The sequence below is a fragment of the Microcoleus sp. SVA1B4 genome, from assembly GCF_036700545.1.
Lineage (GTDB): Bacteria > Cyanobacteriota > Cyanobacteriia > Cyanobacteriales > Microcoleaceae > Microcoleus.
The window spans coordinates 44,387-55,460 of sequence record NZ_JAUBPB010000043.1 but is presented as its reverse complement, the minus strand read 5'-3'; the positions used below and the strand labels follow the sequence as shown (position 1 = coordinate 55,460).

Below are 11,074 nucleotides of genomic sequence, written 5' to 3'. Positions count from 1 at the left end.
ACCGCATTTAATCAAACAGTCAATGCCGCGAGTTTGACTACAGATGCTGGCGGCACAACTCAAGTCAAGGGAAATGTTACTACAACTGGCGCTCAAACTTATGGAGATGCAGTTACAATTGCCAATAATCCGATTCTCTCCGGCAGCGAAATTACTTTCAATACAACTGTTGACGGTAGCAGCGATTTAACTGTGAATGGCGGTACTGGTAATGTTACCTTCAATGGTGCAGTTGGTGCTGTAACTCCGATCGGCAATTTAACAGCTAACTCTACAGGCACAACCGCATTTAATCAAACAGTCAATGCCGCGAGTTTGACTACAGATGCTGGCGGCACAACTCAAGTCAAGGGAAATGTGAGTACAACTGGTGCTCAAACTTATGGAGATGCAGTTACAATTGCCAACAATCCGATTCTTTCAGGTGACAGCATTACTTTCAATAATACTGTTGATGGTACCAGCGATTTGACTGTGAAGGCGACTAGCGGTAATCTTACCTTCAAAAGTGCGATCGGCGAAACAACTCCTCTCACAAGTTTAACTGCCAACAGCAAGATATCTTTAGGCGGGAATGTCACTACAACCGGCACTCAAACTTATGCAGATGCTGTGACGGTTGCCAATAATCCGATTCTCGCAGGCAGCGACATTACTTTCAATAATACAGTTGACGCACCTGGAAATCTCGGTATTGCTGCGGACAATGTTAATCTCAAAGGAACTGTAACAACCACCAACGACGGCACGCTCACAATTACCAATAAGGTGAATCTCAATATTGAGAAAAACCTGAACTTGGACGGTGCATTTATTCAAAATGGCGGGGGAAATGTTGCGGTTAGCGAAAATATCACCACAACTAATGATAACATTAGTTTTAGCAATCCAGTGACATTAAAAGCTCCTGTAACTTTTACACTGGGGGATGCAACTATTGATTTCGGTTCGAGTTTGTCAGCAGGTAGTAACCCGCTGACTTTAAGGGCAGGTGAAATTGATTTTTCGGGGAATGTTTCGGGTACGGGCGCGCTAACGCTGCAACCCGCAACAGCCGGACAAAATATTGTTGTTGGCGGAACAGATAACAATACTAGCGCTTTAGATTTGACTGCTGCGGAACTTAATTTGATTCAAAATGGATTTAGCTCGATCGCGATCGGGCGATCGGATAGCAGTGCCAATATTAGTGTTCCCTTTAATCTCACATTTTTAGATCCAGTAAATATTCAAACGGGAACTGGTGCGATCGCACTTGATGGCACTATTACCGGCAATGACAACAGCAGCATTGCTCTCAAGGCTGCCACAATTAATTTGAATGATGGCATCAATACCAATAAAAATCCGATCGCTCTCAACGGCACTGTCACACTCGGCAACGATATTAATCTCAGTACCAGCGGCGGAGATATTAAGATAATTGGGGCGATAGACGGTAATCATTTGTTGAACTTAGATGCCGCGACAGGCAATGTGTTGGTGCAAGGAAATCTCGGAGAAACAACGCCATTATCTGTTTTGAATGTTAGTGCCTCAAATGCAGAATTTATTGGAAACGTTAACAGTAATGCTGGTTTTAATTTTAGGGCTTTAAATACTAAATTAGGCGGTAATATTACGAATAATAACGGCAACATTAATATTAGCAATGCTTTGTTTTTGACAAAGGATGCGGTATTTAGTACGGCAGGGGGAAATATTGCTTTGGGTGCGATCGACAGTGACAGCATTAATGCCCGCAACTTAACTCTAGCCTCCGGTAGCGGCAGCATAACTTTCAACGGTGCGGTGGGTGCCACCAGCAAGTTAGGAAATCTTGCGATCGAAAATGCTGGCAATGTGACAGGAAACTCGACAATTAACGCGCAACAATTGACCGCACTAAACACGGAAAAAGTCAATTTATCGGGAGATGTCACCGCCGGCAAAGTCGATATTACTGCCAAGGGCGATATAACCGTTAAAAATATTACTGCTAATGGCGGAGAAATTCTATTTACAACTGGTAACAATTTCATCGCAGGCAATTTGAATACATCGGCAAACAGTGGCGGCAACATAACTGTTAAGGCGATAACTTCAATTACCACCGGACAAATTAACTCTAGCGGTATAGTCGGAAATGCCGGCAATGTGTTCTTAGATCCGATCGGCGATATTCAAGTAGAGTTTATCAATGCCCAAGGCGGTACAGGCGGCACCGGTGGCGATGTCACAGCAATAACAGGCAATTATTTCCGCGCTACGGGTACTTTTTCCACCCCACTGTCGCCGACGGGATTTGCTAGCATTTCTACTGCTGGCGGCACAGGTAGCGGAAATATCGCAATTACACACGCTGGGGGAGATAGAGGGACGCCGATTCAACCGTTTGTGGTGGGGGATGCTGCTAGCAACGGTACGGCGGGTGCAATTACCACGGGACAATCTACCATTACATCGCAGTCGTTTCCGCGTTCTAGTAGTGTTGGTAATATTGTATTTTCGACTGATGACGCGATCGACCCGCCGCCAACACCAACTCCCACTCCGGTAGTAACTCCAACTCCGACTCCGAGTGAAACTCCAACTCCGGTAGTAACTCCAACTCCGACTCCGAGTGAAACTCCAACTCCGGTAGTAACTCCAACTCCGACTGCAATTGTCACTCCAACTCCGGTAGTAACTCCCACTCCGACTGCAATTGTCACTCCAACTCCGGTAGTAACTCCCACTCCGACTGCAAGTGTGACTCCAACTCCGGTAGTAACTCCCACTCCGACTGCAGTTGTCACTCCCACTCCGACTGCAGTTGTCACTCCCACTCCGCTAGTAACTCCAACTCCGACTGCAGTTGTCACTCCAACTCCGGTAGTAACTCCAACTCCGACTGCAGTTGTCACTCCCACTCCGCTAATAACTCCAACTCCGACTGCAGTTGTCACTCCCACTCCGCTAATAACTCCAACTCCAACTCCGGTAGTAACTCCAACTCCGACGGCAGTTTTCACTCCCACTCCGCTAATAACTCCAACTCCCACTCCAAGTGTCACCCTAACTCCCACTCCAAGTGTCACTCCCGCTTCGATCGATCCTACGGAAATACAAGTGCCCACACCTGTGACAGCACCAAAATCGCCCACAGCCGCCGATACACCCACACCCGAACCCTCAACCTCCGATGAACAAGACTTTAAACGCCCCGAAAGTCGATCGCTAGACAATCTCGGTGTTGCTGCTGCCGATCATCGAGTTTTAACCATCGATCAAAGTATCACCAGTCAATTACCCGCTGGCATCGTAGCCTCTTCACTCGCATCCCAACAAGCACCAACAGTTAACCCTACTTCTAATTTAGTTCTGGGATATGTTCCGTCTCCCGATCGACTTTTTGAAGGTAACGACATACAGAAAACAGTCTGGGGAATCGAAGAAATGAGGAATCAAGAATTTGCAGAATACCTGGGGGTAGAAGCCAACATCCTAGAGGAAAAAACCTTGATTTCGACATCCCAACAAACTTTACAAAATATCGAACAGCAAACCGGCAAGCGGTCTGGTATTATCTACATGGTCTCGCGAGAAGATCAATTGGAACTAATTTTAGTTCCTCCCGCCGGGTGGCCGATTCACTACAGCGTCCCCGAAGCCAACAAAGCAGCTCTTTTCCCCACCGTCCAGGAGTTTCGCGCTGAAATCACCAATCCCGCAAAACGCGATACTAGCACTTATCTAGCCGCCGCTCAGCAACTATATAAATGGGCGATCGCACCCCTAGAAAAAGACCTACAAAACTTAGGAATTCAAACTTTATTACTGTCAGTCGATCCGGGATTGCGAAGCCTGCCCTTTGCCGCTTTGCACGACGGTAAAGGCTTCTTGATTGAAAAATACAGTTTTAGCCTAATTCCGAGTTTTAGTTCGACTAATACCGATTATAAAGCTGTTAGAGACGCCACAGTGCTAGCAATGGGAAGGTCAGAATTTGTTGACCAACAGCCCTTGCCCAGTGTGCCGATCGAATTGCAGGCGATTTCGGCTCAGTGGCAGGGCCCATCTTTCCTCAATTCTGCTTTCACTTTAGATAATCTCACGTCGGAACACACCAAGGGAGGATTTCGGATCGTTCATCTAGCAACTCACGCTGAATTCAAACCGGGAAAAGCGAGCAATTCCTACATTCAAATGTGGAATTCCAAATTGCAGCTCGATCGCATAGAGAGTTTGAATTGGCGCAATCCGCAGGTAGACTTGTTAGTATTAAGTGCTTGTAGAACTGCTATGGGCGATCGGGAAGCAGAGTTAGGTTTTGGAGGTTTAGCAGTAAAATCCGGCGCAAAATCTGCTTTAGGGAGTTTGTGGTATGTTGACGATGGAGGCACTTTGGGGCTGATGAGCGAATTTTACCACCAGTTGCGAGGAACCACAACTAAAGCAGAAGCTTTGCAACTGACTCAACAAGCAATAATGTCCGGTAAAGTTCGGATGGAAAACGGACAGCTAGTAACAACAGGCGGCAAGTTAAATTTACCTGCTAATTTACAACAACCAAACCAAAACTTTTCTCATCCTTATTATTGGAGTAGTTTCACCATGATCGGAAGCCCTTGGTAAGCTGCCATCTTTATTTTTCAGTCTCCGCTTCTGAGGGACGAAAGTTTCTACAGTAGCGGCAATGCCCGCTTGGGGCGGTTGGGGGGATTCCCCCCTGAAGAGCCGCAATTTCAACCGCCTATCCAGGGGGTTTGGGAACTCTATTTCTGCTTCATCACCACCAAAGTAATATCATCAAAAACCTTCTGAGCGCCAATATACTGCCGCACATCATTAATTACAACTTCCCGAATTTCTTGGGCACAGCGGTGACGATTTTCAACCACCACTTGCCACAACCTCTTTAATCCGTACTGCCCTTTATTAATATCGAAAGCTTCAGGAATTCCATCAGTATAAAGCACCACCACATCCCCAGGATTTAACTGCACTTCTGCTTGAGCAATAAACTCGCCAATCTCTTCTACTAAGCCAATGGGAAAGCCTAAATCCATCGTATCTATGCACTCCAATTTCCCATCAGCGCGCACCACAATCATTTCCTCATGTTGTCCGCTTAATTTCAGGACGCCTCCGGCATAGTCTAAGATAGCTAGAGACATATTTCTAGAGGAGTCCATGCGCTGGAGATTATCATACAGAGTCTGGTTGAGGACATCCAAAAACTTCACTGGATCTGTTTCGTTAATTTTCTGAAGCGTCCTGACCGCCGTTTGTGCCATAATCATCAACACGCCGCTTTCTAAACCATGTCCCGTGACATCGCCAATGCTAATCTTGACTTGACCATCCTGTTGCAATACGTCGTAGTAATCGCCGCCAACTTCGTCAGCCGGTTCCATGAAACCAGCTATTTCTAAGCCTTCAATTGCTGCGAATTCTGACTGTTTTGGCAACACCATTTGTTGCAGTTGTTTGACTATATCGAGTTCTGCACTCATGCGGATATTTTCTGCCTTGAGTTTCTGATTCAGGGTGCTAATTTCTTGATTCGCTTCAGCTAGTTGAGCCGTGCGTTCTTGAACTTTATCTTCTAAAGTGCGATATAGCAGGGCATTTTCAATGGAAATCGCAGCTTGAGAAGAAAGGACTTTGAGAATTTCTAGGCGATCGCGCGTAAAAGCTCCCGTAGTCAGATTATTTTCTAGATACAGAATGCCGAGCAGTTTACCTTGATTAATAATAGGAGCGCATAAGACTGACTTAGGCTGATTTTTTATAATATAGGGTTCGCTAGTAAAGACACCCTCTTTCGTAGCTTCTGATAGCACTACATCTTCCTGAGTTCTCGCTACATATTTTATCATCCCTACAGGAAGATTCTCGCTGCCTTCAATCGAAATACTTTGCCCAACTTCTACTTGTTCATTATCAACTTCACCTCTAGCTTCAATGGTTAAGTTATCCTTATTTGATAAGACAATAAAGCCTTTTTGGGCTCCGCCATTTTCCAGTAAAATGGTCATTAACTTCTCTAACAATTTGTTGCTCGCAATTTCACCAGCCAGAACTTGGGAAGCTTTGATAACTGTGGACAAGTCTATATTAAAATTTCCTCCCGTCGTCGAATAAGCTGTGCCCCTAGCTGTAGTCTGCAAATCAATTTGTTTCTTGGCAGATACCTTGGAGATTAACTGCGGATATTTCTGCTCTAAATCCTCTACTTTACGCTTAGCACCCCAAAGTTGGTAGCCATAGTGTGCCTTTTTCATGTAAAGTTTGGCAATTTCATTTTGGCTTTTCCCTAACCAGAATTTAGCGACTAATTCATTGCCTAAAGCTTCATTCTGAATGTATTCATTTTCATTAGCTGAACTAATAGCGCGATCGTATAAATCTATTGCTTCCATTTCTTTACCAGAAATACGCGCAATTTCTGCCTCGACCAACAGGTATTTGTGCAGAAAGTTTTCAGGACAGTTATCTGCCCAAATTTTCATCTGTTGTTGGTTGGTTTCAATTTGTTTTTGATAACTAATTTGTTCTGATTTGCTAACGGTTGGATAAACAGCCAGTAAAATTAAAGAATTATAGAAATTATTAACGGCATTGGTAATCATCCCTTGCACATAAGGTAACATTGTTTGAGCTTCTTGGATACAATGTAAAGCGATAACATTGTCACCATACAAGTAGAGGACTTGGGCTTTATAGGTTAAATAGTTACCCAGAGCAAAAAAGTTTTGATGAGTTTGACAATCTTCGATATAATCAGCTTCATTGAGGGATTCGCTGGCAAATTCTCTGGGTTTGGGACTCAAGCCACTTAAATTATAAATGAATAGTTGACTGGCAAGGATGGTATGATAAGCTAATAAATTTTTAGTTTTAGCTGTGAATTTTAAATAATCATTGAGAAGCGCTAATATTTCGAGAAGATTTTTACCAGAAACAAAAAAATTAAGCATTTGATGGAAGGTGATATAGCCGGCAAACTGTAGCTCTCCTGACTCCAAACCCGCTTGATAACCTTCGTTATTAATCGCTTCAGCTTCTTTTATGGGGAGAACCCAATGTTGGATGTGATTAGCCATGTTATTAGCAGCTTTCGCTTTCATGGATGAGTCATTAAAGCGCTTAGAAATGTTGAAACCTAAACGAGCAAATTCATAGCCTGAGCGATATTCTTGTAAAACTGAACTGAGGGTAAGTCCATAGCTGGTATAAGCTTTAGCGGAAGCAGCAATAGCACCGTATTTAATGCAAATAGAAGCCATTTTTGCCGCAATAATTCCATACAGTTCAGGGTTACTGAAATAAGCTGGTGGATCGGCGCTGACTAATAAAGTTAGGGCGGCTCTCATTTCCAGGCTCGTCATTTCTGGTTGCTCTTGTAGGGTGCTAATTTCCCCAGGTTGCCAAAGTTTTCGCACTTCTGCTAGTTCTTTTTGTAAAGCCGTGGTGAAATCTTTATCCGTTAACTCAATTCCCAATAAGTTCAAGGCTTGTCGAGCGGCGGTAATAGCTTTTTCATGTTTAGACATCATGGTTAACATGACTATTAAAAGATTATAAACTTCGGCTTTTTCTAACTTATTTTTGCATCTCTCAATTACCAAATAGATCAATTCTTCAGCATAATCAAAGTTACTGTTTAAATATTCAATTTCGGCTTTTTCCTTATGAAGTTGCAGGGTCAATTGATATTCTTCTTGCCAAAAATCACCACTTAATAAAGATATGCCGATCGTCAAATATTCTCGCGCCGCTAGATAAGCGGTTGAGTCTTTCGCTTTGCGGGCGGCGATTAAATTAAATTTGGCTAAGGCTATTTTTTCGGTTTGATCGGTAATTAACTCGCGCCCCAGATTAAAATGTTCAACTATATCGAAAATTTTTGCATCTCGCTCTGTCACTGGAGTATTAACTTGTAACAAGCGTCCAATCTTCAAGTGAACTGCTTTTTTTTCATTTTCACAAATTAAAGTATAAGCAGCTTGCTGTACTCGGTCATGCAGAAATTTATAATCTTGAATTAATAGGTTTTCATCAAACTCCGATGCTGGCAATATGAATCCGGTCTGAATTGCTGCGAGTAGATCCGAAAAAATTACTTCTGGCGGTTCCTCACAAACAATCGACAGGGTACTTAAGTAAAAAGATGCGCCTATACAAGAGGCTAAACGTAAAACCTGCTGTGTGATAGGAGGCAGTTTCTTTAACTTGTAGATCATCAATTCTACGACATTATCAGTGATATTTTGTGCCTCAATTTGGGCAATATTCCACTGCCAACTCTGCTGCTGCACATCAAAACTTATCAGTTTTTCCGCGTGCAGAGTTTTCAGAAATTGGTTGACAAAGAATGGATTGCCTCCGGTTTTCTTCATCACCAGTTCTGCTAGGGATTCTACTGATTTATTGTCGCTATATAATGTGTCGGCAATGAGTTGGCTAATATTTTCTAGTTCTAAAGGTGCTAAAGTAATATAATTGATAGTTGCTCCTTCTTTAAGCAATCCATCAAGGGTCATGATCAAGGGATGAGTGGGGCTGACTTCGTTATCCCGATAGGCTCCAATTAAAAACAGATATTGCATATCTGCATCTGTCATCATCAGTTCAATTAATTTGAGCGTGGCGGAGTCGGCCCACTGCAAATCGTCGAGGAATATGACTAAGGGATGTTCTTTTGTGCAAAAGGCTCGGATGAAGTTACCCAAGACAATATTAAAGCGATTTTGTGATTCGGTTGCCCCTAATTCTGGCACTGGAGGCTGCTTGCCGACAATCAGTTCCACTTCGGGAATTACATCAATAATCACTTGACCATTGACACCAAAAGCATTTCTAAGTTTTTCTCGCCATTGTTGAAGCTGTATTTCACTTTCCGTTAATAGTTGCCGCACTAATCCCTTAAAAGCGCTAACTACAGCGGAGTAAGGAATACTTTTTTGAAATTGGTCAAATTTGCCGGCAGTGAAATAGCCGCGCAGTCGGGTATTTGGTTTGTGAATTTCGGCTATTAGAGATGATTTGCCAATACCAGAATAGCCCGCCACCAACATCATTTCTATTTGGGATTGGGCATTGTCCGCTACTCGCTCAAATGCTTTTAGTAGTGCTTCTACTTCGGCTTCGCGTCCGTAGAGCTTTTGGGGAATTTGAAACTGGTCGGAAATGTCTTGAGTCCCTAAAGAGAAATCAGATATATTTCCTGTGGTTTGTAACTGATGCAAACATTCTGCTAAATCATTTTTGATTCCGAAACCACTTTGGTATCGCTCCTCAGCGGTTTTTGCCATCAGTTTCATTACGATATCTGACACGGGCTTGGGAATTTCTGGATTAACTTGATGAGGACAAATTGGCACTTTAGCAATATGACAATGCACTAACTCCAGGGCATCATTTGTTTCAAAAGGGAGTTTTCCTGTCAGTAACTCATAGAAAGTGACACCGAGAGAGTAAAAGTCGGTGCGGTAATCTAGGGAACGATTCATTCTTCCTGTTTGTTCAGGTGAAATATAAGCTAAAGTACCTTCTAAGACGTTAGGATTTTTGACGGTAGGATTTTCGCGGGTGAATTGAGTAGAAATACCAAAGTCTATAATTTTGAGTTGCCCGCTTTCAGGGTTGAAAATAATATTGGCAGGGTTAATATCTTTGTGGACAATATTCGCAGCGTGAATACTGCTTAGAATTTCAGCCGTTTTAATAGCAATGCTCAGAAATTTCTGTAGGGGCAATACTCCCGTGCCTGATTCCCTACGCTCATCCATCAACTGTTTTAAAGATGACGCGCCAAAATCCTCAAGGATGATACACAGGGTCATCTGATAGGGTTTTAATTCATAAGCTTTAATTACTCCATCGATATTCAGATTTCGGGTAATTTCATATTCCTGCTTATAGCGAACCAGTTCGGAGGGGGTAGGATAGTCTTCTTTGAGGAATTTAAGGATGACGGCTTGGTTGTCCTGTTGGCGGATGCCTCGATAGATAGTGGAGTTGGTACTTTCGTAGATTTGAGTGAGAATTTGGTAGCCGTTAATCTCGATCATTTTCAGGTTTCAATGATAGAAGAAAATGTTATTAAAGATAGTCAGCAATCATTATGGGCGAGCGGACTGATCCATTATAGTGGCAGAGGATGCTTTGATACCCATGCTAAAGGTGAAATCTTCACATTAATATACTGTCGCACATCCTCTATCACAGATTACCTCATGGCAATAGCAGGTAACTTTCATTACCTGCTAATTTACAAAGGAAAAACAAGAGTTTTCCGATTTTTATTGTTGGAGTATTTTCACGGTGAGAGTTTTTTTGTAAGTCCCATATTTTAAGTAGCAAATCTGTTCGTTAAACAATCATCTCTAACCCCCAGATGCTCTATCTAGGGTTCATCTGTCTCGGATTTGGTGCCGCAGTTCCGTAATTGACTCGACAGCCGATATTGAACAAACTCGAACTGCACTCAAGAGGGACAATCTGCTGATCGAGGAGGGCACTGCAACTGACATACTGGTCGTTATTAGTATCTCTTACCATACATTCGATCGGGTTAGCTCCTGATCGCGCCGCCCAACTCTTCATACCTACGACTGCAATGTTATGCTGCCAGTAGAATGCAAATAGCGACACTGCAAACAGTACAGCAACTGCTAATCCTGCTTTCAACTTCCAACTATTTAGGACGTTTCCCAAACTATTTTTCACGTTTTCCACCCCAGAAATTGAGCTTTCGGTAGTTATTTCTGGAGTTGGCAAGTTTGTTTGTGCTTGTTCTGCTGGAATTTCCGACATAATGTATCTCCTGTGATTGCTGGGACTTGGCTAATCTGGCAGTTGCGATCGCTATTGCAAACTTTATCAAATTTTAGCAAAACTCGCCTGTACCGACAACCGATTGGCGCAGCACCGCCGGGGAAGTATGTACATTCACCAAGGGCGGTCGCGATTTCTATGCCTTTTGAGGTATTGCCCAATTCGCGAACGGCTATTTTGCACTTATGGCAATAGAATTGTTGGCGATGTTCTTGGAAAACGGCTCAAGTGAATCAGCTTTTTTTTGAACCGCAGAGGGCGCAGAGGG

Annotated in this window: 3 protein-coding genes; 1 reads left to right on the top strand and 2 read right to left on the bottom strand. The window is 43.2% G+C overall.

Translation table 11 applies throughout. The annotated features are described in order from the left end of the window. A partial coding sequence (locus QT987_RS19250) for a CHAT domain-containing protein (protein ID WP_333242991.1) occupies positions 1–4,596 on the top strand: 4,596 nt, incomplete at its 5' end. Positions 4,597–4,736: 140 nt separating this feature from the next. Here the strand turns inward: QT987_RS19250 and QT987_RS19245 are convergent. Then, positions 4,737–10,040 carry an AAA family ATPase gene (locus QT987_RS19245; RefSeq protein WP_333242988.1) on the bottom strand — a complete coding sequence of 1,768 codons (5,304 nt, stop codon included), beginning with the start codon at positions 10,038–10,040 and terminating at the stop codon, positions 4,737–4,739. 331 nt (positions 10,041–10,371) lie between these two features. Then, entirely contained in the window at positions 10,372–10,785 is a 414-nt protein-coding gene (locus QT987_RS19240; RefSeq protein WP_333242985.1) for a hypothetical protein, read from the bottom strand. Positions 10,786–11,074: the final 289 nt, after the last annotated feature.

Bases quoted from the DNA above. Each gene is read 5' to 3' on its own strand.
- QT987_RS19240 (WP_333242985.1), bottom strand. From the start codon at position 10,785: ATGTCGGAAATTCCAGCAGAACAAGCACAAACAAACTTGCCAACTCCA.
- QT987_RS19245 (WP_333242988.1), bottom strand. From the start codon at position 10,040: ATGATCGAGATTAACGGCTACCAAATTCTCACTCAAATCTACGAAAGT.